Origin of the sequence: Enterococcus sp. AZ140 (assembly GCF_051714405.1) — a bacterium.
Classification (GTDB): domain Bacteria; phylum Bacillota; class Bacilli; order Lactobacillales; family Enterococcaceae; genus Enterococcus_B; species Enterococcus_B pernyi.
The window spans coordinates 2,216,757-2,241,290 of the sequence record NZ_JBIORU010000001.1 but is presented as its reverse complement, the minus strand read 5'-3'; the positions used below and the strand labels follow the sequence as shown (position 1 = coordinate 2,241,290).

The following is a 24,534-nucleotide window of genomic DNA, read 5'->3' as shown; positions in this document are numbered from 1 at the left end:
AGTATTTCTTGGCAAAAAACACCCCTTGGATCAATTCGTTGAAAAATAGTTGGTTTTCCTATTTCTCGGTGAACGAATGATCCAAGGCTTCGATGTTTACCATGCGTATTTTTTACTTTAAGTCTCGTTTTGCACAGAACTGTTTTAGTAACGAATTAATGTGAAAGAGACTAGCGTGAATTAAGCTTCTAAATCTTGATATTCAGGCACCCATTTAGCTGCTTCGACAGCTGCTTTGATGTCAGTGATTTCTTCACGGTTCAATTGTTGATCCACGACTGATTGAGCGACTGTTTCAGCAATCGTTTGTGAGAATTCAGTGATTCTTGCAACTGGTGGTAAAATAGCTGCCCCTGGTTTTGTGACATCAACGATACCACCTAATGCACGACTTGCTTGTGAGATGATCTCAGCGTTGACACGAGTAGCTGTTGAAGCAATCAAACCAAGTCCTAAACCTGGATACATCAATGCGTTGTTTGCTTGTCCGATTTGATAAGTCACGCCATTGTATTCCACATCATCCGCAGGGATACCTGTTCCGACTAATGCTTTTCCATCTGTCCATTCAATCAAATCTTTTGCTTTTGCTTCTGCTAATTTTGTTGGGTTAGACAAAGGCATGATGATTGGTCGTGGGGTATGGCTAGCCATTTCTTTGACGATTTCTTCTGTGAATGCCCCTGGTTGAGTAGATGTACCAATCATGATTGTTGGGTGAATTGCTTTGACAACAGCTTCTAAATTAGTCAATTCTTCACTATTGGCAAATTCTGAACGTTTACGTGCAAAAGGAATTTGTCCAGGTGTCAAGCCTTCAGTATCTTCGAATAATAGTCCTTGTTTATCCACTTGATAGAAGTGTTTACGTGCTTCTTCTTCTGGTACACCTTGACGGATCATTTCATCTAATAAGATATTCGCAATGCCGACTCCAGCTGTTCCAGCTCCGAATGTTAGGATCGTTTGATCTTTCAAGGATTCACCAGAAATATTCAATCCGCCGAGTACGCCAGCTAGTACGACGATCCCTGTTCCTTGGATGTCATCATTGAATGTCGTGATTTTGTCTTCATATTTTTCTAAGATCGTTGCGGCATTGCCACGACCAAAGTCTTCCCAGTGTAACAATAATTCAGGGAATAGTTCTGTAGCAGATGAAACGAATTGGTCGATGAATTCATAGTAAGAATCACCTTCGACACGGGCATGTTTGTTTCCTAGATATAACGGATTATTCAATAACTCTTCATTGTTTGTACCAGCATCGATCGATACAGGTAATACTTGCGCTGGATTGATACCAGCAGCTGCTGTATAAACCATTAGTTTTCCAATTGCGATGTCAACACCATTAACTCCCCAGTCACCCATTCCAAGGATACCTTCTGCATCTGTAACAACGATCAAACGAATGTCACGACCAGCTGCGGCATTTTTCAAGCTTTCTTTGATCAATTCTGGTTCATCAATCGAAAGAAATGCAGCATCTTGTGGTTTTAAGAAAATTTCATTGTATTGTTCGATTGCATCTGCAACTACTGGATCATAGACTACCGGCATAAATTCTACTAAATGTTGTCCCATCAATTTATAGAAAAGTGTGCGGTTTGTATTGAATAAGTTCATTAAGAAAATACGTTTTTCTAAATCAGTTTGTTTGCTTAGGTATTGGCCATATGCTTGCACAGATTGTTGTTCTAATGTTTGGACTGTGCTAGGAAGCATTCCGGCAATCCCGTATTTTTTACGTTCTTCTTTTGTAAAAGCAGTTCCTTTATTTAAAAATGGATTATTTAGTAAGTTTAACCCTGTTAGCATAAATGATTCCTCCTAAGTTTTAATACATACGAAGTATAGGATTCACTCAGGGCTATAGTCAAAATAGGTAGTTATGATAAATTTTATTTATATGACAATAGAAAAAAGAGGAGAGTGGGACATTAGTTCTCTCCTACCACCTAAAACGAATAAACGGCGGAAACAGAAGTAACCTCTTCGGAAATAAGGCGCCATCCACAAAAATTTGAAGAACAATTTTCGTGGATGGCGCCTTATTTCTCGAGGCTGATTACTTCCGTCCCGACCTCTTCTTCGATGGGGATTCGAGCAGTTAAAAACAAAAAGAATGAGTTGGATCATTTTGATTTTATATGATAAGTCATCGTTGAAAGTACACGATTTCTTTTTTGACGATTTCAAGCCCTTTTGTTAATACTTCCAAAGGATTAGAGGATAAAGCAATTCGAATAAAAGGATCATGTTGCGGTTGTGTCGTAAAACGATGTGAATGATAGACACGAATCCCTTTATTTAAAAAAGCTTGTTCGATCGTTTCTGGAGACAGATCATTTCGAACAGGGAGATTTCGATAAAAAGGAAGTGGATTGGTCGGTCGAGGCAAGTTGAAAAGTGTATCAAATCGTTCATTTGCTTGTTTTGTATAGTTGGATTTTGTTTCGAGTATGTCCTGTGCGGTTTCTGAACATAAGATTTGCGTGACAATCTCAGCATCTAAACTTGAGGTTTTGACATTGATATTGAAAATCGCCTGTTGGATGTTTTGTTTGTACTTTTCGGGAAATACTAGAAAGGCAACACGCATGCCTGCACAAATAAACTTGGTCATTCCGGCAAGATAAATGGTTTGTTCAGGAAGTAACTGCTGGAATGAGGGAATGGGTGTTTTTTGATTATAGGTAGTCAAAAAAGAATGGATGTCGTCTTCGATCACGATCAATTGTTGCTTTGTAATAACTTCTTTTAGCTGTTGCCTCCGTTTTGCAGATAGTTGAAACCCAATAGGATTGTTACATGAAGGCATCAGAAAAATACCGTGGATTGCTTTTTTCCGACATTCTTGTTCAAGTAATTCGGGAAGCATACCCTCCGCATCAAAATCAATCGGCACGATTTCCATATGGTAAAGGTGAGCAAGCTCAATAAAATTCGAATAAGTATAGCGATCGACTGCCAAACGATCTCCTGGAGAAAACAAAGCAGCTAGCGTTATCGCCAAGCCGTTTTGGACACCTGAAACAATAGCAATCTGTTCCCTTGAAGCATAGACACCTTGTGTTTCCAACCATTTTTTGGCAATCGTCAATTGATAGGTTGTCCCTAATGGTTCACGGTAGCTAAGAAGTCCGTTCGTCGCATGATTTTGTGAAACAGCTTGAATAAAAGGAGTGATCATTTCGTTGCATTCATCAAATGAACTGACTAACCCAAAATCAATGACATGATCAGGTACTTGATCAGAAGAAATAGTGATGGAGGTAAACGCATTTGGGGAAACAAATGTCCCACTCCCGATACTTGTATAGAGTAACCCTTTTTCTAGACCCAACTTATAAGCTTGACCAACTGTTGTGAAATTGATGTCTAAAAAATCAGCTAGTTCTCTTCGGGAAGGTAACCTTGTATTTTTTTGTAATTTATTTGATAAGATATCAGCTTCTAGCTGCGTGATAAGTGATTGGTAGATTGGGCGATGTAACTTTTTTTTATCTGGACGCCAAGTCAGTGGATAATTCTCATAAGAGTTGATCGACATACTCGTTCCTTCTTTCAAAAATTGTATTCCATACAATTATATCATTGAATGTATTGTTTTCGGGCGCTAGGATAGAAAAAAGGAGGGGAAATATGCAAATCATCGATAGTCATAAAGTAATCACCCATTTTAGTTTTACAGAAGCAATCAACGTAATGGAACAGTGTTTTAAAGATTTTCAAGTCGGAAAGATTTCTCAAGAGAAGCGAATGGTCCAACAATTACCAGATGGCGAGGAACAAAATATCTTTGCGATGATGCCCGCTTATTTAGGAAGAAACCGGTACTTTGGTTCAAAAATCATCACGGCTTTTCCAAGCAATCACAAACAAAAGCTACCATCACATTTAGGTGAAATCATACTTTTCGATTCAAAAAACGGGCAACCCGTCGCAATGATCGATGCGAATGCCGTGACTTGGATACGAACAGCAGCAGTTTCAGCATTAGCCACAGATTATCTAGCAAAGCCATCAGCAGATACACTCACATTGATCGGAACTGGACAACAAGCAGTTTCACATCTAGCCGCAATTACCTGTGTCCGAAAGATTCACCGTGTGTATGTCTATGATTTAGATGAAACACGACGAAAACAATTTATCTTAGAACAGCAAACTAATTATCCAAAACTGCGTTTTATTGATTGCTCGACATTGGCTGAAGCGACTATAGAAGCAGATATTATCTGTACTTTAACACCTAGTAAACATGCTTTTTTATCAAAAAAAGAGGTTAAATCTGGCACACATATCAATGCAATCGGCACATTTACACCAGATACCCGTGAATTAACAAGTGATTTGATGGCATCTGGACAATTGTATGTAGATGATTACCAAGCGGTCAAAAGGGAAAGTGGCGACTATTTGATCCCCTTGTCAGAAGGGAAAATTGATCAGACAAACATTCTCGGTTCTCTAGGTGAATTAGTCACCCAGCAGAAGACAGGGAGAACAGACGAACAAGCGATCACGATCTTTGATGCGGTTGGCTTAGCAGTGGAAGATTTATGTTGTGCCGAATATATTTATCAAAAAGTAAAGGAGTAGTTTATAAATGAATTTACCCTATTATGTAGTTGACGCCTTCACCAATGAAGTGTTTAAAGGAAATCCTGCTGCGGTCTTTGTGTTAGATGAATGGCTACCTGATGATACCATGCAAAAAATCGCCATCGAAAATAACCTATCCGAAACAGCCTTTACCGTTAGAAAAGAGAAAGGTTATGAATTACGTTGGTTTACCCCTGATCGTGAAATCGACTTATGTGGTCATGCGACCTTGGCAACCGCATTTGTATTGTTCCACTTCTATGGTATCAGTGAATCCATGATTTCATTTTCAACGCAAAGTGGGAACCTATTTGTCACAAAAAAAGAGCAAAAATATGCGATGGATTTTCCGAGTATTTTACCGCAACCAATTGCTATATTACCAGCATACGAACAAGCAATCGGCACAAGAATAAAAGAGGCTTATCTGGCAAGGGACTTATTTTTTGTTTTAGAAGACGAAGAGACAGTGGCAAAGCTGACGCCTGATTATACTGCAATGAGGGAATTAGAAGAAGGCGTCGGCGTGATTGTCACAGCCAAAGGAAAGAACGAAGATTTTGTTTCTAGGACCTTTTTCCCAAAACTAACGATCAATGAAGATCCAGTGTGTGGCTCGGCCCATGCGAATTTGATTCCTTACTGGGCACAAAAGCTTGGAAAGGATGACTTGGTTGCTCAACAACTTTCTGCCAGAGGTGGGTTCTTGACTTGCAAGTGGTTAGGTGAACGCGTGATGATCAGTGGCGAAGCAACCTTGTTTGCAAAAGGTGAAGCGTACATTTAGAAAATCCATCCAAACAGGTAGGATACAGAGTGCAATAAATAGCATACAGCTCTGAAAAATAAGCAAGAAGACCCAAAAATTTGAATAAATTTCGGGTCTTCTTGCTTATTTTTAATGGTTCTTTATGATGTTGGTTTATTTGGATTCAAAAGTGCGAGATGACTATGGGAACTGCGCTTGTTTTATTTGAGATTTTCTCAATTTAGAAGAAACGATTTTCCCGTAATGTCACATTTTTGATATCTTCGACGGTTTGCGTTCCGGCCAGTTGCATGACCATTTCTAATTCTTTTTTGAAGAAGTCGAATACTTGTTGGATGCCTGTACTTCCACCGAGAGCTAAACCGTAAATGGCAGGACGACCGATCGCGACTAGATCGGCACCAGAAGCAATGGCTTTAAAGACATGCTGACCACGACGAACACCACTATCAAAGACGATAGGGACACGTTTGTCGACGGCTTCTGCTACATATTTCAAAGAATCAAAGGCTGCTGGCCCACCATCTAATTGACGACCGCCATGATTCGATACCCAGATGCCATTTGCCCCCGCATCTAATGAACGATAAACATCGTCTTCTGATTGCACACCTTTTACATAAACGGGTAAGTCAGAATGAGCGGCAATAAATTCCACATCTTTTGGACTTAACTTTTGTTTGGAGGATTTATAAACTGCGTCCATCGTTTGTCCGACCCCTGATTGATAGGCTTGAACGATCGGCATTGGCAAAGGAAAAGTGAAGCCATTGCGAAGGTCTGTTTCTCGATTCCCACCAACGGTTGCATCAGCTGTCAAAACGATTGCTTTTGCGCCATTACGTTTGGCCATCTCTAGAATATCTAAATTGATCCCATTGTCTTTACTCATGTAAAACTGGAACCATTGTGGTGCATCTGGACCACCGGCCTCACGGATTTCTTCTAATGTACAGGAAGCGTAAGAACTCGCCGTATAGATCGTATGAAAATCGGCAACTCCTTTAGCTGAAGCTTTTTCTGCATGTGTATGAGCTAAACCATGAGCTGCAATAGGCGCCATGATGATTGGCGCAGTTAATGTTTCTTGGTTAAAGTAAGTCGTTGTATCTGGAATTTCCACGTCTTTTAAAACATGAGGAATAATCAATTGATGATTGAATGATTGCACGTTTTCTTGATACGTAAAGAGATCTCCAGCACCACTACTGATATAGCCGTATCCGCCAGTAGGAATCACTTGAGCTGCCGCCATTTCTAAGTCTTCTGTATTGATAAAACTGATTTGACCTTCTTGTGAGCCAGCTTGATAAATCATTTCCATAAAACAAACCTTCTTTCGTAGTATCGATCAATAAATAATATTGAATTTGTCAGCGTTTACATTTTTATACTACGCCTTGTTTTTAAAACAGGCAAATAATCTGTTTTATTTTATTTAACTGAACGGAGAGTTACCGCTATGCAAGAGTATAGTCACGCTTTGAATACTTGACTAAAAGAAGAAAATCGAATGATAGCTGTTTTTTATCTGTTAGCAACTTTGATGAAATTTACTTTCTTTTACAAACTTACTCGAATAACAGTGACACCTAGTTGTTCGATTTTTTTGGCAAGTTTAGGTGAACAATGCTGATCGGTGATCAAATAATCAAAGGCAGAGATATCGGCAATCTTAAACTGTGAAGTCCGGCCAATCTTACGATGGTCTGCAACAAGGATACGACATTTGATACTCTTTTTGATCATCCATTCGTTGATTTTAGATTCGTTTAAAATTTTTGTCGTCACACCATTCTCTAAATCTACTCCGCTACATCCAATAATACAGACATCTGCATTCATATCTGCTAATGTGCGAGCGGCAATATCTCCTACCAAGATTTCTTTCGGTACGCGTAATTCGCCACCAGTGAGAATATACGTATAATTTCCTTGTCTGACACAAGAAACGACCTTTAAATTATTCGTTACGACGGTGACGTGATTCGATTCTAAATAATCGAGTGTAGCTAAGGCAGTGGAACTTGAATTGATAAATACGGTGGCATAGTCTCCAATATATTGACTAGCACAACGAGCAATTTGATGTTTGATCCACGTTGGTCCTGAAAGATCGAAATTTGTTTGATTGTCATAGTTGAAGAGGCAATAGCCATGTTCACGAATAATCTCATTTTTTTCTTCTAATAATCTAAGGTCTCGACGAATAGTGCTGAGTGATACGTGAAGCTTTTCAGACAGTTCAATCGTGGTCATTTTTGTGTACCTTTGTAATAGATCAAGAATTTCATTACGTCTTTTTTTAATCGTCAACAGAGAATTTTTCATTGTTATCCTTCCTTTTCAATCAATTTGTTTCTCTATATGACTAATTATAGCTAAACGAGCATAAAAAAATGGAAACGATCACATAAAGTAATAACAGTCATATAAAGCTATTCCAATCATTTTGATAGCGCTTTATCATTTATATATACCTAATAAAGAGGAGGATGGCACATGAATATAACAGAAGTAACAAAGGAAAGTTGGTTGCGTTCGACTTTTCCAGAATGGGGAACCTATCTGAACGAAGAAATCGAAATGGAACAAGTAAAAGAAAAAAGCGTATCTATATGGTGGCTAGGATGTACAGGTATATGGCTGAAGTCACATGAAGGTACAAATATCCTTTGTGACTTATGGTGTGGGACAGGAAAACGAACACACGGGAATGGACAGATGAAAAAAGGCCACCAGATGATGCGTATGAGCGGTACAGAAAAGATGCAACCGAATTTACGAACGCAACCTTTTGTGATCGATCCATTTGCGATCAAAAATGTGGATGCATTAGTGGTGACACATATCCATTCCGATCATCTGGATATCCACACTGCCGCAGCTGTTCATCAAAATTGTCCGGAGGCGCTATTTATTGGCCCCAAAGCAGTAGTGGAAACATGGCTCTCTTGGGGGATACCAAAAGAAAAGACCCAAGTAGTCAAACCCGGCGATATCGCTTTGATCAATGAAGTAGAGATCGTTGCGCTGGAAGCCTTTGATCGGACGGCATTGATCACACATGAGGATCCTAATGTGCAATTAAAAGATCAGTTGCCACAAGAAATGGATACGATCGCTGTCAATTATCTTTTCAAAACATCAGGAGGTAACATCTATCACGCAGGGGATTCGCATTATTCCAACCTTTTTGCCAAACATGGCAATGAACATCAAATCGATGTTTGTCTAGGTGCATATGGTGAAAATCCGCGTGGCATCACTGATAAGATGACCGCCAGTGATTTGTTGAGAATGGCAGAATCGTTGAGAGCTCAAGTCGTGATCCCAGTCCATTATGATATTTGGTCCAATTTTATGGCTGATCCTAGCGAGATCACTCAATTATGGCGCATGAAAAAAGATCGATTGGCTTATCAGTTTTCCCCTTATATTTGGCAAGTAGGTGGGAAGTATACGTACCCAGATAATAGAAAAGATTTAGCATTCAATTTCGATCGTGGCTTCCATGATGTCTTCACCCAAGAAAATGATACGCCGTTTCCATCATTTTTGTAGAAGCCCAAGAAATATATGAAAATAAATCAGCTGAACTGAGAATTTTTTAACAAAAGCAAAAGCGAGGAGGGAGAACGTATCAAAGCAAGTGAACGTAAGACAAAGTCATCTCTTGATAAGAATGCGCTATTGTCAAACAACGGGTTGACTGCTTGATACTGTTTGTAAATATGTTGAGATATTTCTATGAGAATGACTTAGTCAATTATGTAGAAACTACGATAAATGATTGGCGAGTAGCAATCGAGGAGAGCAGTCGTCACTTATTAGAAAAAAGAATCATTGATCATGTATATGTAGAAGAAATGATCCGCAATGTCGAAGAACATGGGGCATATATCCTGATCGCCCCACACGTTGCGATGCCTCATGCCATGCAAGGTGGCTCACATGTTTTCGATACGACGATTTCATTTACCAAAATGAACGCACCAGTTCCTTTTGAGGAAGGGACAAAGTCTGCCAGCCTTTTCTTCACCTTAGCAGCTAAAGAGCCAAAGCAACACTTAGAAAATATTCAATCATTATCAGAATTACTGATGCAAGATGGGTTGATCGAAGAATTACTTGCGACAGAAACAATCGAAGACTATCAAATGGTCATGGAGAAATACGAGCCACTATAGGTAGAGGTAGTCTTTTGCTTGCTAGGTATGGCCAGTGAGGACCATTCGGTACAAAGCAAATAGATATAAAAGATAAATTATCAACTAAAAAATACGAGGTAAGGGAGGGAGTCCGTTTACATGAAAACCATGATATCTTGCATCGTTTGAGGAGTTGTTCTGGTTTTTGGTAACGGAAAAATATGGGAGCTATCTTGATGGAGATATGGACGTATTTTGCGACAAATATTTTAACGCAGCCAGCTTATTTGATCGGTTCGATCGTTTTATTAGGGTATATACTTCTTGGCCGACCATTATACGAATGTATAGCTGGATTTTTGAAAGCCACTGTAGGTTATCTGATTTTAGCTGTTGGTTCAGGTGGATTAGTAAACAATTTCCGACCGATCTTAGTTGGTTTAAAGGATCGTTTTGATCTTGAGGCGATGGTGACTGATCCCTATTTTGGTCAAAATGCTGTAGATGCAGGATTGATGGAGACTTTTGGGCGAACATTCAGTGATGTGATGATTTTATTATTGATTGCATTTGTATTGAATATCCTGTTAGTTCGTTTCCAAAAATATACGAAGTTGCGAGCTGTTTTTACGACAGGAAATGTCCAGATCCAGCAAGCAGCTACAGCTTTTTGGATCTTACTTTTCTGTTTTCCTGAATTAGGAAGAGTAGAAGTATTAGTATTTATGGGAATCATTTTAGGGTGTTACTGGGCAGTTGCTTCTAATTTAACTGTTGGCGTGACACAAGAATTGACAGACGGAGCTGGTTTTGCGATTGCGCACCAACAGATGTTTGGGGTGTACCTATTTTCTACCTTAGCGAAGTGGTGGCAAAAGAGTAGTCGTAAAAAAAGTGAGAATAGAAAAGCCGATAAAAAGCTTGAAGATATGGAGCTTCCGGGTTTCTTATCCATTTTCAACGAAAACATGGTGGCGACTTCTTTATTAATGCTGTTCTTCTTTGGCATCATCTTATTAGTATTAGGACAGGAGTATTTGATTGAGGCAGAATTTATGGTGGCAGGACAAAGTTTTCTATTCTACGTACTGACCACTTCTTTGAACTTTGCTGTGTATTTAGCTATTTTACAGCTTGGTGTCCGGACCTTTGTGGACGAGTTGACACAATCTTTCCAAGGAATCTCAAATACTATTTTACCAGGAGCTGTGCCAGGGATCGATGTGGCTGCAACTTTCGGCTTCGGATCACCAAATGCAGTCACGATCGGGTTTTTATTTGGTGCATTAGGACAATTCTTGATGATCATCTTATTGATCATCTTCCGATCACCAACGATCGTGATCGCTGGATTTATCCCACTATTTTTTGATAATGCGGTCATCGCTGTGTTTTCAAATAATCGGGGTGGGTTCAAGGCAGCATGTTTGTTCCCTTTCTTATCTGGGCTGATCCAAGTCGGTGGTTCTGCACTCTTTGCAACATGGATCGGGTTATCCAGTTACGGAGGGTACATTGGTATGTTTGATTGGGCAACTGCTTGGCCAGCCTTTACTGTTTTGATGAAATTTTTTGGTTATGCAGGTGTTGCACTAGTGGTCGTCGGTTTGTTGCTAATTCCGCAACTACAATATCGAAAAAATCCAGAAGGATATTTTTTGATTGTTGAGGATTATCAAAAATATAAAGAAAAGTTTGGAGACAGTAATTAAATAGGAGGGAAAGTAAATGAGAATTTTAGTTTCGTGTGCCAATGGTTCTGGTACAAGTTTAATGATGATGCGTAGTGTAGAAAAGGCAATGAGAGAATTAAATATTACAGTGAGTAAAATCCATCATTGCCCGATCTCTGAAGGTAAAAGTTCGGCAAGTCAATATGATGTCGTCTTTACGCCACTCAATTTTATGCCGATGTTCATGCAAGCAATTGAGCGAGGTGTGACGGTCGTGGGGATCAAAAATGTGATGTCACCTACTGAGATCTGTGAGAAATTCAAAGAAACAACAATGTACAAAGAATTGAAATCAAAGGAGAATTAGATGAAACGACCAAAATTACAAATTGCTCTGGATCATAACACGTTAGCGTCTGCATTGGCAGATGTGAAAAAAATTGGAGAAATCGTCGATGTGATCGAAGTAGGCACCATTCTTTGTCTTCAAGAAGGAAGCAAACCAATCGAATGTATGAGAAAAATGTTTCCAGAAAAAACGATCGTTGCGGATACAAAATGTGCCGACGCAGGAGAAACTGTGGCTGGTAATGTAGCGCAGGCTGGGGCAGATTTCATGACAGTGATCTGCTGTGCCTCTCTAGCTACCATGCAAGCCGCACAAAAGAAAGTCAAAGCACTTCAAGTAGAACTATACGGAGAATGGACGATGGAACAAGCAAAAAAATGGCGAGAAATTGGGATTTCTCAGGTCGTCTATCATCAAAGTAGGGATGCCTTGTTAGCTGGAGAAGTTTGGGGAGAAAAGGATCTGAAGCTCGTCCAACAATTGATCGATTTAGGTTTTCAAGTCTCAGTAACTGGTGGGCTGTCAATTTCAACGTTAGCCTTGTTCCAAGGGATGCCGATCTTTCATTTTATTGTCGGTCGAGGATTGACGGCATGTGCAGATCCTATCATACAAGCCCAAGCATTCCAAAACGAGATCAAGCGACTGTGGGGAGAATGAGATGGCGAGAATCGGACTTTATGAAAAGGCACTGCCTAGCGGATGGTCGTGGCAAGAGCGGTTAGATGCAGTAAAAGAATTGGGGTTTGATTTTCTGGAAATATCGATTGACGAAAGCGAGGAACGATTGGCTCGTTTAGATTGGACGAATGAACAAATCGCTGAGTTAAAAGAAGCGATAGCGGTTTCGGGGATTGCTATACATTCGCTTTGTTTAAGTGGGCATCGCCGTTTTCCATTCGGCTCAGTAGATATCAAAAAACAAGAAAAAGCCTTATCTATGATGAAAAAGGCGATACAGCTTGCGTATCGGTTAGGCATCAGGATCATACAAGTGGCGGGATACGATGTATACTATGAAAAAAAATCAATAGAGACAAGAGAAGCGTTTATCAGAGGGTTGCGTGCCAGTATCAAAGAGGCAGCACAGTTTGGGATAATCTTGTCGATTGAAGTCATGGATGACCCATTTATGAATTCCATTCGTAAATTCATGGAGATAAAAAAACAACTCCCTTCTCCTTATTTACAAGTGTATCCTGACTTAGGAAATCTATCCGCGTGGCCAGAAAATAATGTGGCGATTGAACTTGAACAAGGCATCGAATATATTACTTCGATCCACCTAAAAGATACGCAACCAGTAACAGCTAGTAGTAAAGGTAAGTTCAGAGACGTTCCGTTCGGTCAAGGTTGTGTGGATTTTTCTGGCTTATTTAAAACATTGAAACGTGTAAATTACGAAGGGCCATTCTTGATTGAAATGTGGAGTGGTCAGGATAAGGATTATGAAAGTCAGATCTTACAAGCGAAAGAATATCTATTGCCAAAGTTAAAAGAATCGGGATTTTAATGATTATTCTGAGCAGATTATTCCTCTAAAAATTTATCAAGTGATAAGATATATTTATCAGTTGATAAATTTTTAGGGGGAATTTTATGTTTTTAGCATTAAATGAAATCATTCATTCAAAATTACGCTATGCCTTAGTGACAGGCGTCATGTTTCTAATTGCGTACCTTGTCTTTTTTTTGACAGGATTAGCCTATGGATTGGCACAAGACAATCGAACTGCTGTAGATAAATGGGAGGCAGATACCATTGTTTTATCAAAAGACGCCAATACAAACTTAGGGATGTCGATGATCACGAAAAAGATGGCAGAAGAAGTGAAAGGTGATCAAGTCGCTTATTTAGCTCAAACACCTGGAGTAGTCACGAGTCCAGATCGTCCAGATGCTGATAAAGTCAATGTTAGTTTTTTTGGAATCGATCAAAACCAATTCATCATGCCGAATATCGTGGAAGGAGAAGAATTCCAGTCAAATGATGAAGCAGTCGGTGATATCAGTTTAAAAGAAGAATATGGCTTAGACATTGGAGATACGATCAAATTATCAGGAAGCGACAAGACATTTAAATTGACTGGATTTACTGAGAATGCCAAATTCAATGTCTCTCCTGTCGTCTATACAACGATCAATGCGTACCAAGAGATACGATTTGAGAAACAAGATGCAACTGATAATGCTCGTATCAATGCAGTGGTCGTGCGAGGAGATGTGGATAGCTTACCGGATGATCTAGAGAAAATCAGTATTTCGACATTCATCAATGAACTACCAGGGTACAATGCACAAGTATTGACGTTTGGTTTCATGATCGGCTTTTTGATTGTGATTGCAGCAATCGTGATCGGCATTTTCATCTATGTATTGACCATGCAAAAAATCAATATTTTTGGTGTACTGAAAGCCCAAGGCGTTACTGGTGGATTTATTGCACGTTCAGTAGTTGCACAAACGTTCTTACTTTCATTTTTCGGTGTCGCTCTTGGATTGTTTGGAACGTTCGTTACCTCACTTGTTCTACCAGATGCTGTACCATTCCAAAGTAACTGGTTGTTTTTCGGTGTGATTAGTGTAATGATGTTGATCGTTGCTATTTTAGGGGCACTTTTCTCTGTTAGAACGATCGTCAAAATTGATCCATTAAAAGCAATCGGATAGAAAGGAGAATGGGAAATGAAAGCAATTGAATTTATAGATGTTGAAAAAAGTTTTAAAGATGGTGATCAAACCGTCCAAGCATTGAAAAAAACAAATGTCAGTGTCGATAAAGGGGAGTTTGTCGCAATCATTGGACCATCTGGTTCTGGAAAGAGTACCTTCTTAACGATTGCAGGCGGTTTACAGACACCAAATAAAGGAACCGTCAAGATCAATGGAGAAGATTTCAGTGAACAACCGGAGAAAAAACGAGTAAAATTACGGTTTAAGGAAATCGGATTTATTCTTCAAGCTTCCAATCTAGTTCCATTTTTGACCGTCAAAAAACAATTAGTACTGGTCGATAAGATCAAGCATGAAAATCGACAAGAGGAGGCAAAAGAATTATTCCAACAACTTGGGGTGGATAAACTCCTTAATAAGTATCCAGAAGATCTTTCAGGTGGTGAACGACAAAGAGTGGCAATTGCCCGAGCGCTATATAACGATCCTTCGATTATTTTGGCAGATGAGCCAACAGCTAGTTTGGATTCAGAAAAAGCAGTAGAAGTTGTAGATATTTTAGCAAAAGAATCCAAGGAAAAAAATAAAGCAATCATAATGGTCACTCATGATACCCGACTTATTGACAGATGTGATAAAGTATTTATGATAGAAGATGGTGTCTTTCGAGAAAAAAAATAAGTCAGAGGGTGTAAAAGTTGGTCCATCGATACAATAAGGATACACAAGAGAAAATTTTAAAAGAAGCCAATCGTTTGTTTATGTCAAAAGGTTATCAAGGAACTTCAACACGTGAGATTGCTAAAAATGCTGGAATCACGCAACCAAATCTTTATCATTACTTTAGCGATAAAGAAAAGTTATATTGTGCAGTCTTAGAAGAGCATTTGAGTACTGTAGGTACAGACTTAAGAGCAATCTTAGAAGAGAACAAACTTGATTTTAAACAATCTTTGACTAAAATGACGAAGTATCTGATCGATACCCATCTTTTAGACCTATTTATGATGCACCATGATTTAAAATCAAACCTTTCGGCAGAGACACGAAATCATCTTTTTACCTTGTGGAAAAAAAGTTATCGTGAACCATTTGAAGTGATTTTTTCGAAAAATAAATCTTTGATGCGCGAACATGTCACGACAGAAATTGCGGCAAAGCACTTTTTTCTTTTGTTAGCACCTTATATCACCGAATCTTCGAACTCACTTGAAAATCCATTTAGTGTGGAACGACTGATCGATTTATACCTTCATGGTGTGGTAGCTGATTAAATGCGGTTGTGACAGAAGTATCCAGATCTGAGAAAAAAGCCGAGAAACCCAAAAATTGTTTTTCAAATTTTGGGTTTCTCGGCTTTTTATGAAGGAGTCACTTCTGGAACATCGTTTATTTGATTTTTAAGATTAGAAACAAAAATCAATTTAATTTCTTGTCCTCTACGCCTTTTTGTTATTATATTTTCTCGAATTGTTATTTTTTAATTAAAATAATGAGGGATATTTAATTTTTCTGGCAATTGAGAAAAAGAGGTGAAAAGCAAGTGATATAAAGATTTTTAATAATAACGATTATAAAATAGATAAATAACCAAGGTGATTTAATTTGTTTTTTAAATAATTTTAGGAAAACGGTTGAAAAAGCCATTTTCAGGTGATAATATTCTGTTAGCAACAAAAGTTTCACTGAGTTTAACTCACTATTTTAGAGAAATAGAGGGGGAATGAATAACATATTTTCGTGTTTATTTTGTTACATAATTGTTTTTTGAAAAGTGAATAGTGTAAAAAGGGGAGAATTTAAAAATGAAAAGTGTTAAAAAAATTGGGTTGGCAGCAATGTTATTTTCTTCTGTTGTCTCAACGGCGCTTCCGACAATTGGGGAATTGTCTATCGTCAATGCAGAAGAAATCCAACAAACAGAACAACAAGCAACTTATAGAAACGTAATGTACTATGGTGACTGGTCGATTTGGGGCGGCGAAGGTAACTTTTATCCAAAAGATATCCCAGCAGATCAATTGACTCACTTGAATTTTGCCTTTTTAGATTTTGATAGTAATGGCGAACTAGTCTTTACTGATGCAGACGCAGCGACAGGCGCACCTGTAGGATTACCGGGCGTACAATGGAACTCTGCTAGTTCTGGTATCTTAAATGCGATTCAAGATTTACGTGGAAAAAATCCAAACATGAAAATTGGTGTTTCATTAGGTGGTTGGTCTAAATCAGGAGATTTCTCTGAAGTAGCAGCAAACCCTACGAAACGTAAGAACCTTGTAGATAATGTAGCAAAATTTATTAAATATACAAATATGGACTTTGTCGATGTTGACTGGGAATTCCCGGCAGATGTACGTCAACCAGATCTAGTGGATAACGTAAATGACGAAGGAACACCAAATGCAAAACCTGAAGATAAAGAAAATTACATAAAATTATTAGATGAAATTCGCGAAACAATTGATAAACAAGGCGAAGAATTAGGAAAAACATATGAACTATCTGTTGCATTGCCAGCAGCTCAAGGTAAATTAGATTCAGGTATCGACGTGAAACGACTATTTGATGTTGTCGATTTCGCAAACATCATGACTTATGACTTAACTGGTGCATGGTCAGATACAAGTGGTCACCATTCAGCACTTTACGGGAATCCAGCTGATCCTAATTATGATGAAGGCTTCTCAGTAGATCAAACAGTAGAATACCTACGTGAGAAAGGTGCGGCTTCAGAAAAAATCGTTATTGGAGCAGCATTCTATACTCGTGGATGGAACGAAGTGGCAAAAGGGGATAATGAAGAGGCACCGGGATTATTCCAAAAAGCAGAATTATCAAGTCAAGATGCCGATCAAACACCAAGTTATGGAGCGAAAAACAAAAATCCATTAAAAGTAGGTGACGGTGGACGTGCCAGTGGTGTATGGCCATATCGAGATATTGAAACGTTACTTGGTAATACATCTGGATTGAAAGAGTATTGGGATGACGTAGCGAAAGCACCATTTATGTACAGCGAAACAACTGGTGAATTCTTTACTTACGAAAATGAAAAATCAGTGACTTATAAAGCTGAATATGTAAAAGAAAACCAACTTGGTGGAATCATTTCATGGCAACAATCACAAGATAAAGAAACAACTGGAACAAAACGTGATGAGTTGACCAATGCAATCAAAGAAGGATTGTTAGGTAGTGAGAAACTTCCAGAGTTTGAAATCAAGAGCACACCATTGAATGTGGATGTTGAGATCTCAACTTATACACAATATGGCGTTAGTGGTTACGACGTAAAAATTACCAACAATGAAAAAATGGAAGAAACTTCTTCTGTATTGAAATTAGTTGAATTTTCACAAGAAACAATCAAATTACCTAAATTAGTGATTCCAATGGCGACAAATGAAAAGCTTGGCGCTGGTGATTACAAAGCAGGTACTGTAACAAATGTTGATGGCGCTGCAATCGTTGATTTGTCTTCTGTATATGATGGCAAAGAAATCGCACCAGGTGCATCTTATGAGTTCAGATTGAGTTCAAATGCTGCTGAAGCAGATGTCGCTGTTGACAATATCGACTCAATCACATTAAGCCAACGAATTGGTGACGAAGGTATCGAAATCAATAAACAAGTGATCTTTGGTGAAGGGTCAACGACTGAACCAGGAACTCCGGATACAGAAGCACCTTCAGTACCAACAGAACTAACAGCTTCAACAATCGGTGAAACAAACGTTTCTCTATCATGGACAAAATCAACTGACGACAAAGGGGTCGCAGGATACTACGTTTTCCGTGATGGCAAACAAGTGGGTCAATCAGCAACAACTTCATTTACTGACGCTGGTTTAACTGCAGATACAGAATATTCATATACAGTAAAAGCATTTGACCGTGCCGGAAATGTTTCAGAAGAAAGTAAAGCATTAGTTGTTAAAACGTTAGAAAAAGCACCAGTAGATACAGAAGCACCTTCAATTCCATTAGACTTGAAAGCTTCAACGATCGGTGAGAAAAATGTCTCATTGTCTTGGACTCGTTCAACTGACAATGTTGCAGTAGCAGGATACTATGTTTTCCGTGATGGCAAACAAGTGGGTCAATCAGCAACAACTTCATTTGCTGATGCTGGGTTAACACCGAATACGGAATACTCATATACAGTAAAAGCGTTTGATGCAGCCGGAAATGTTTCAGAAGAAAGCAAAGCATTAGTTGTCACAACTTTAGAAGAAACAACTCCGCCAGCTGAAGGCGAATGGGATGCGAACAAAGTCTATGATTTAGGTGATGTAGTAACTCATAAAGGAAATACTTATCGTGCGAAATGGTGGACACAAGGTGATGAGCCAGGAACTGAACAATGGGGTCCATGGGAACTAATTGGTTAATTTAAATAAAAAAAGAACAGGGCAGATTGCCTTGTTCTTTTTTTATAATGTTATTCTTTCATTGTTATTTATCTTATTTACTCGAATTCACTGAAAAAAACATGTTAGTTAAAAAATAAACAAAATCATATGATTTAAAAATAACTTGAAACACGACGATTGTAATCGGTTCCAATTAGTTGCATTAAAAATAAATAAATGTTAAATTCATATTTGTAAGACGTTTCTAATTGAATTTTAGTTGATTTCTAATTTTAGAGGAGTGATAAAATAACTTTTTAACCTGTGATTTGGACGCGCGTGTTTTTCCGTAAATAAACTGATAAAAAAAAGGAGATGAGATTGATATGAAAAGAATTAAGAGTATTAGTTTAGTTGCTTTGTTATTTTCTTCGATTGTTTCAATGACTTTACCAGCATTTAATGAGTCACCAGAGGTTCATGCTGAAGAGGTGCGGGAAACTCAGGTCGCGCCTTATCGCAATGTCATGTACTATGGCGATTGGTCGATTTGGGGTGGAGAAGGAAATTTCTATCCTAAAGATATTCCAGCTGATCAAATCACTCATTTGAATTTTGCCTTTTTAGATTTTGATAGTAATGGCGATTTAGAATTTACAGATACGGATGCTGCTGTTGGTGCGCCTGTAGGACAAACAGGGGTTCAATGGAATTCAGCAAGCTCGGGTATCTTGAATGCGATCCAAGATCTACGTGGGAAAAATCCCAATATGAAAATTGGTGTCTCTTTGGGGGGCTGGTCTAAATCAGGTGATTTTTCTGAAGTAGCGGCTGATCCAGTGAAACGACAAAATCTAGTGGAAAACGTCACCCGATTCATCAAATATACGAATATGGATTTTGTTGATGTCGATTGGGAGTATCCTGCAGATGTTCGACAACCTGACTTGGTAGATAATGTCAATGATGAAGGAACGCCATATGCAGTACCTGAAGATAAAGAAAACTATATCATTTTGCTAAATGAGATTCGTGAGTCGATTGATGAACAAGGCGAAGAACTAGGAAAGACCTATGAATTATCAGTTGCGCTACCTGCATCTCAAAGTAAATTATCTTCAGGGATAGACATTGATGGTTTATTTGAAGTTGTTGATTTTGCAAATATCATGACCTATGATATGAACGGTGGTTGGGGAGACCGCAGTGGACATCATACAGCGCTTTATGGGAATCCTGCTGATCCTAATTATGACCAAGGACTTTCGGTAGATCAAACGGTTCAGTTTTTAAGGGATGAAGGTGCGCCAGCTGAAAAAATCGTGATTGGGGCAGCTTTTTATACTCGTGGTTGGCATGAAGTGGCAGAAGGCAATGATCCGTTACTACCGGGATTGTTCCAAACGGCTGAACAGAGTAATCGAAATGCTGACCTATCGGCAACATACGGGGCGAAAAACAAAAGTCCATTAGTTGTAGGGGATGGTGGTAGAGCCGGTGGTGTCTGGCCTTATCGAAATATTCCAGATTTGATCAGTGCAACGAGTGGATTGACTGAATACTGGGATGATGTAGCGAAGGCCCCTTACATGTATAGTACAGAAACTGGCGAATTTTTCAGTTTTGATAACGTACGCTCGATCGGTTATAAAACACAATATGTACAGGAAGAACAATTAGGCGGTGTGATTTCTTGGATGCAATCACAAGACAAGGAAACGACAAGTACAAAACGTGACGAACTGACGAACGCGATCAAAGAAGGATTATTTGGGAATACGCCATTACCGCAGCACGAAATCGTTAGTACACCATTAGACATCTCTGTGGATATCACCCCTTATACAGAGAATAATGTAAGCGGGTACGAAATCACAGTGACAAATAATGAAACATTGACAGAATCATCTACTGTATTAAGCGCTGTTGAGGCTGCACAGAAAACAGTCAAGTTGCCTAAATTTACGATCGACTTGAATAGCAATGAAACATTAAGTGCAGGAAACTATAAAGCTGGAACTGTTTCTATGGATAATGGCACAGTGACAGTTGATCTATCTTCCGTTTATGATGGCAGAGAGATTGCGCCTGGGGATTCTTATGATTTCCGATTACAATCTGATACGTCACAGGTTTTGGTTGATCATATTGATACGATCACTTTAAGTCAACGAATTGGGACTGAAGGCATTGAAATCAATCACCAAGTGATCTTTGGTACAGAAGAGCCAGACCCATCAGATGTTGAGGCACCGTCGATTCCAACAAATGTTGCAGCGACAACGATCACTGCAACAGAAGTGACATTGAACTGGATGGCTTCGACCGATAATCAGCGAGTAGCAGGTTACTATGTTTACCGTGATGGACAATTAGTCGGACAACCAAGAACACCAACATTTACAGATACGGGATTAACACCTGATACAGAGTATACGTATACTGTCAAAGCATTCGATGCGTCAAGCAATGTTTCGGCTGCTAGTCAATCAGTGATCGTTCAAACCTTGGAAGACAGTGTGCCTGGATATGCGGCATGGGATTCAGGAACAGTCTATCTTATGGGAGATAGAGTCACTCATCTAGGCAATACGTATCAGGCAAAATGGTGGACACAAGGCGATGAACCTGGAACTCAACAATGGGGACCATGGGAATTGATCAATTAGATCGTTTAAATATAAACAGATTCAGGGGTGACCATTTACTGACAACTGGTTGCTGATGAAATTGAAGAACCTCGTTGGGCTTGATGAAACATCAATACCTAACGAGGTTCTTGCGTCTAGAAAAAAATTACTGATTGAAATAAGTGAGTAGCGCTTGTGTGATCGATTGCGCCAACTGTTGTTGATAGTTAACGGTAGCCAATGTAGCTAAATCTTCGTCATTATTCATATAGCCCATTTCGATCAAGAGGGATGGCTGAAGGTTTTCTCTTAACACCTGATAGTTCCCTGTAGCAGTTCCACGAGATGTAATGGGCAGATCCGCCAGTTCATCAGAAACAGTTTCCGCTAGACGTTGGTCTCTATTGTAATAATAATAAGTGGTGGTACCAGTTGCTTCATTGGGCGATTCAGTCGAATCAGCATGTAAGCTGATAAAAAGGTCAGCGGCTTTTTCTTCGCTAAATGAACAGATGTCATCTAAAGAAATGTAGTCATCTGTTTCATGTGTCAAATAAACCGTTGCGCCAGCGGCTTCTAAACTCGTTTGTAACTGTTTTGCGGCAGCGAGTGTCACTGTTTTTTCTTCTGTATGTCCATCTGTGCTAAGCGCGCCTGTATCGTCGCCTCCGTGTCCAGGATCTAGTACGATCACTGCTTCTGATAGGTCACTCGGTAGCTCTTGTGTCGAGCGAGTCAGTGATGAGCCGTCCGTAAGTGATAAATAGCCCGTTTCACCATCATTCGTGGTAATTTTGTAGGCGTTGGCTGTAGTTGAAAGAAGCGTAACCAGTTCACCAGCGTTGACGGAAATAAGCGGTTCACTTAATGACGAATCTGCATACAATGTGGCATCTTCTTTTCCGATTTTTATGAGGGTCTCTGAAGAAGAATCAGTTGTTATGATGCTAGAGACACTGTTACTTGTCTGTTGTCTCGCATTTGTTTCTTGATTGCTAAGACCAAATTTGAAAAGGGCAATGATCCCGATTATACATAAAATAATAATAATTCGCATTTTTTTCATCGTTTTCACCTCTTGAACATGAGGATAAACAACAAAACTTAAATCGAACTTAAAGAAAAGCGGAACAAGCTAAAACGGATAGTTAGTTGACTAATTTTTTGGCTTTTTCTGTATTCGCAAAATGCAATTTTGCATAGTTTGCTAACAAGGCTTCGCCACCTTTTTTTAAAATCGTTGCAGCGACTTGGTCGGATTTTGTACCTGCACCAGAAGGAAGCGTGAGACCAAGTTCAGCAGATTCTTTGTTCAACTCTTCTAAAAAGCTTGCGCGACTAATGATCGAAGCGGCAGCAACAGCTAAATGATATTGTTCACCTTTTGTAACAAAGTAGAGTTTTTCGGTGAGTTGATTTTTTTCTAAACGCGCGTATTTTTTAAAGTTGGCTTCCGGTGTGAACTGGTCGATCAAAATAGCATCCGGCTTGACTGGTGCTATTTTTTGTAACAATAAGTGGATAGCTTGATTGTGTAAAGCGACCTTCATTCTCACTGCATTATACGTAGGTTGGATCTCATTGTATTTTTTTGGTGGCAAGACCAGTAATTGATATGGGATCGTTTCCTTTAATACTTTGGCTAATTGAATGATTTGTCCATCTTTTAATTCTTTTGAATCTTTGACGCCTAACGTGCGTAATTCTTTCAATTGTGTTTGATCGACATAGGCAGCACAAACAGTCAGTGGGCCAAAGTAACTACCGTTGCCGACTTCGTCACTCCCTAAAACAGATAGTGTTTGTAGATCTTTGGGTAAGGAAGAAGAATTAGTTTGTGTCGCTTTTTTTGCTGTAAGTGGATTTCCCCATTTTGCTGCTTCTTGTTCGGCGCCGGTGCCTTGAAACATCACTTTTCCAGAAGTATAGGCAGTGATCGTTGTGCCATTTTTTTTTGCTGAAAAAAGAGTATATGGAATCGGTTTTTGTACTAGAAATGGGCGATACGCCTCTTTCATCTTATTCATTTGATTTGTCGTTACTTTTAAGATAATGTTACTCATGTTTTCCTCCTGTTGCGATCCAGTCGTAAGAAAAGTTGTATTTGACTAGATCCAGCTGATTTGAAATCAATGCACACATAGCATTTTTGCAAAGTTTATCATATAATAGTAAAGTATTTATAATGAAGTTTTTCGTGTACGGTTAATTGCTTAACTATATGGTACACTAGTTAATATTTTTGGCAATAGGAGGAGACAGATTCATATGGCACATGAAAAAACACGCTATAAAGCGGTGATTGCGGACCAAACGTATACTATTATCGGGCAAGAATCAAAACAGCATATGGATATGGTCACAAAATTAATCAATGAACAATTAGCTGAACTGAAAGAATTGTCCCCTCAATTAGACAATGAACAAGCAGCTATTTTATTAGCAGTCAATGCATTTTCCGATCAATTGAAAAGACAGGAAAAAAATTTGAATTTAATAAAAGAAGTCACAGAACTGAAACAAAAAATGGTGAGATTCACAGAAATGGAAAATCGGATCAAACGAATCGAAGCGATTGAAAACGAAGCACGAGCAGTATTGAAAGAAAATGGAAGTGACCATGAGATCAAAAATCATGTGGAAGCACAACAGATTCTAAATGAAAAACGAAAAGGTCAAATCAAACAAAGATCTTCAAATTGATATTATTATAGAAGAGAAAGGAAGAATGTATGCTTAGTCTTTTGATTTTATTTATTTTGCTGATTGCATTTTTTTCTGGAGCCAGTCGTGGTTTTGCGCTACAGGGGATTTATCTGGTTGGCTATTTTGTCTCATTTCTAGCAGCACAAACCTATTACAAAACATTAGCCAATCATCTGCAATTATATATTCCTTATCCTGCGGTAACAGCCAATTCTAACTTAGTTTTTTTTGATCAAGCTTTTTCATTTAAATTAGATGAAGCATTTTATGCAGGGGTGGCTTTCTTGATCATTTTATTTATTGGTTGGCTAGTCACACGATTCATTGGGGTATTCGCTCATGGGTTGACGTTTATTCCTGTACTAAAGCAATTAGACTGGGTGGCTGGCGGGATTTTATCCGTGATCATCACCTATATTTCCTTGGTTCTAGTTTTACGTTTACTGACGTTTATTCCGGTGGGATTTATCCAAAACCAATTTAGTGGCAATAATCTTGCAACATTTATGGTTGAACGAACACCTATTTTAGCAAATAAAATATATGATCTATGGGTGACACAAGTGATTAACTAAGTAAGAGATGATTTTTTGTCAATGACAGAGGCTATGAAGATG

Annotated in this window: 21 protein-coding genes; 15 read left to right on the top strand and 6 right to left on the bottom strand. The window is 38.8% G+C overall.

Features of this window, described 5'->3' with window-relative positions; all coding sequences use genetic code 11:
* Nucleotides 1-180: 180 nt before the first annotated feature.
* Nucleotides 181-1,821 carry a malolactic enzyme gene (locus tag IGJ39_RS10280; RefSeq protein WP_019722453.1) on the bottom strand — a complete coding sequence of 547 codons (1,641 nt, stop codon included), beginning with the start codon at nucleotides 1,819-1,821 and terminating at the stop codon, nucleotides 181-183.
* A 340-nt stretch (nucleotides 1,822-2,161) separates the two neighbouring features.
* Nucleotides 2,162-3,556 (bottom strand): PLP-dependent aminotransferase family protein, encoded by a 1,395-nt coding sequence (locus IGJ39_RS10275; RefSeq protein WP_438765031.1) that lies wholly within the window; start codon nucleotides 3,554-3,556, stop codon nucleotides 2,162-2,164.
* Nucleotides 3,557-3,648: 92 nt separating this feature from the next.
* Between IGJ39_RS10275 and IGJ39_RS10270 the strand changes: the two genes are divergently transcribed.
* Both IGJ39_RS10270 and IGJ39_RS10265 read left to right on the top strand, forming a co-directional pair.
* Nucleotides 3,649-4,608 (top strand): ornithine cyclodeaminase family protein, encoded by a 960-nt coding sequence (locus tag IGJ39_RS10270; RefSeq protein WP_065096799.1) that lies wholly within the window; start codon nucleotides 3,649-3,651, stop codon nucleotides 4,606-4,608.
* 7 nt (nucleotides 4,609-4,615) lie between these two features.
* The gene (locus IGJ39_RS10265) at nucleotides 4,616-5,398 is read left to right on the top strand and encodes a PhzF family phenazine biosynthesis protein (RefSeq protein ID WP_065096798.1); all 783 of its coding nucleotides are present in this window, start codon (nucleotides 4,616-4,618) and stop codon (nucleotides 5,396-5,398) included.
* Between the two features lie 202 nt (nucleotides 5,399-5,600).
* On the opposite strand, the gene IGJ39_RS10260 is transcribed toward IGJ39_RS10265, so the two are convergent.
* A complete protein-coding gene (locus tag IGJ39_RS10260) occupies nucleotides 5,601-6,704 on the bottom strand; it encodes an alpha-hydroxy-acid oxidizing protein (RefSeq protein WP_065096797.1) in 1,104 nt (367 codons plus the stop codon).
* A gap of 239 nt (nucleotides 6,705-6,943) precedes the next feature.
* Entirely contained in the window at nucleotides 6,944-7,711 is a 768-nt protein-coding gene (locus IGJ39_RS10255) for a DeoR/GlpR family DNA-binding transcription regulator (RefSeq protein WP_065096796.1), read from the bottom strand.
* 171 nt (nucleotides 7,712-7,882) lie between these two features.
* On the opposite strand from IGJ39_RS10255, the gene ulaG reads away from it, so the two are divergent.
* The 11 genes from ulaG to IGJ39_RS10200 all read left to right on the top strand — a co-directional run bounded on the left by ulaG (nucleotide 7,883) and on the right by IGJ39_RS10200 (nucleotide 21,250).
* Nucleotides 7,883-8,944 (top strand): L-ascorbate 6-phosphate lactonase, encoded by a 1,062-nt coding sequence (gene ulaG / locus IGJ39_RS10250; RefSeq protein WP_065096795.1) that lies wholly within the window; start codon nucleotides 7,883-7,885, stop codon nucleotides 8,942-8,944.
* A 170-nt stretch (nucleotides 8,945-9,114) separates the two neighbouring features.
* On the top strand, nucleotides 9,115-9,570 hold the full coding sequence (locus tag IGJ39_RS10245; RefSeq protein WP_065096794.1) for a PTS sugar transporter subunit IIA: 456 nt from the start codon (nucleotides 9,115-9,117) through the stop codon (nucleotides 9,568-9,570).
* A gap of 182 nt (nucleotides 9,571-9,752) precedes the next feature.
* On the top strand, nucleotides 9,753-11,243 hold the full coding sequence (locus IGJ39_RS10240; RefSeq protein WP_065096793.1) for a PTS ascorbate transporter subunit IIC: 1,491 nt from the start codon (nucleotides 9,753-9,755) through the stop codon (nucleotides 11,241-11,243).
* Nucleotides 11,244-11,259: 16 nt separating this feature from the next.
* Entirely contained in the window at nucleotides 11,260-11,571 is a 312-nt protein-coding gene (locus IGJ39_RS10235) for a PTS sugar transporter subunit IIB (RefSeq protein ID WP_019722445.1), read from the top strand.
* On the top strand, nucleotides 11,572-12,213 hold the full coding sequence (locus IGJ39_RS10230) for a 3-keto-L-gulonate-6-phosphate decarboxylase UlaD (RefSeq protein WP_019722444.1): 642 nt from the start codon (nucleotides 11,572-11,574) through the stop codon (nucleotides 12,211-12,213).
* Nucleotide 12,214: 1 nt separating this feature from the next.
* Complete coding sequence (locus IGJ39_RS10225) at nucleotides 12,215-13,066, top strand: L-ribulose-5-phosphate 3-epimerase (RefSeq protein WP_065096792.1); 852 nt, start codon at nucleotides 12,215-12,217, stop codon at nucleotides 13,064-13,066.
* A gap of 86 nt (nucleotides 13,067-13,152) precedes the next feature.
* Nucleotides 13,153-14,223 (top strand): ABC transporter permease, encoded by a 1,071-nt coding sequence (locus IGJ39_RS10220; protein WP_010734825.1) that lies wholly within the window; start codon nucleotides 13,153-13,155, stop codon nucleotides 14,221-14,223.
* A gap of 15 nt (nucleotides 14,224-14,238) precedes the next feature.
* Nucleotides 14,239-14,907, top strand: a complete 669-nt coding sequence (locus IGJ39_RS10215) for an ABC transporter ATP-binding protein (protein ID WP_034687532.1) — start codon at nucleotides 14,239-14,241, stop codon at nucleotides 14,905-14,907.
* A 17-nt stretch (nucleotides 14,908-14,924) separates the two neighbouring features.
* On the top strand, nucleotides 14,925-15,500 hold the full coding sequence (locus tag IGJ39_RS10210; protein ID WP_066026381.1) for a TetR/AcrR family transcriptional regulator: 576 nt from the start codon (nucleotides 14,925-14,927) through the stop codon (nucleotides 15,498-15,500).
* A gap of 531 nt (nucleotides 15,501-16,031) precedes the next feature.
* Entirely contained in the window at nucleotides 16,032-18,620 is a 2,589-nt protein-coding gene (locus tag IGJ39_RS10205) for a glycosyl hydrolase family 18 protein (protein ID WP_065095679.1), read from the top strand.
* 347 nt (nucleotides 18,621-18,967) lie between these two features.
* A complete protein-coding gene (locus IGJ39_RS10200; protein WP_438764605.1) occupies nucleotides 18,968-21,250 on the top strand; it encodes a glycosyl hydrolase family 18 protein in 2,283 nt (760 codons plus the stop codon).
* A gap of 127 nt (nucleotides 21,251-21,377) precedes the next feature.
* Here IGJ39_RS10200 and IGJ39_RS10195 read toward each other — a convergent pair whose 3' ends face one another.
* Together IGJ39_RS10195 and rnhC are read right to left on the bottom strand one after the other, a co-directional pair.
* On the bottom strand, nucleotides 21,378-22,277 hold the full coding sequence (locus tag IGJ39_RS10195) for an N-acetylmuramoyl-L-alanine amidase (protein ID WP_065095681.1): 900 nt from the start codon (nucleotides 22,275-22,277) through the stop codon (nucleotides 21,378-21,380).
* Nucleotides 22,278-22,359: 82 nt separating this feature from the next.
* Nucleotides 22,360-23,274: a ribonuclease HIII gene (gene rnhC, locus IGJ39_RS10190; RefSeq protein WP_065095682.1), complete on the bottom strand. Its 915-nt coding sequence runs from the start codon at nucleotides 23,272-23,274 to the stop codon at nucleotides 22,360-22,362.
* 205 nt (nucleotides 23,275-23,479) lie between these two features.
* Between rnhC and zapA the strand changes: the two genes are divergently transcribed.
* Entirely contained in the window at nucleotides 23,480-23,914 is a 435-nt protein-coding gene (gene zapA / locus IGJ39_RS10185) for a cell division protein ZapA (protein WP_010734832.1), read from the top strand.
* A 29-nt stretch (nucleotides 23,915-23,943) separates the two neighbouring features.
* Nucleotides 23,944-24,492, top strand: coding sequence for a CvpA family protein (locus IGJ39_RS10180; RefSeq protein ID WP_065095683.1), 549 nt, complete (start codon nucleotides 23,944-23,946; stop codon nucleotides 24,490-24,492).
* The last annotated feature ends 42 nt before the right edge of the window (nucleotides 24,493-24,534 follow it).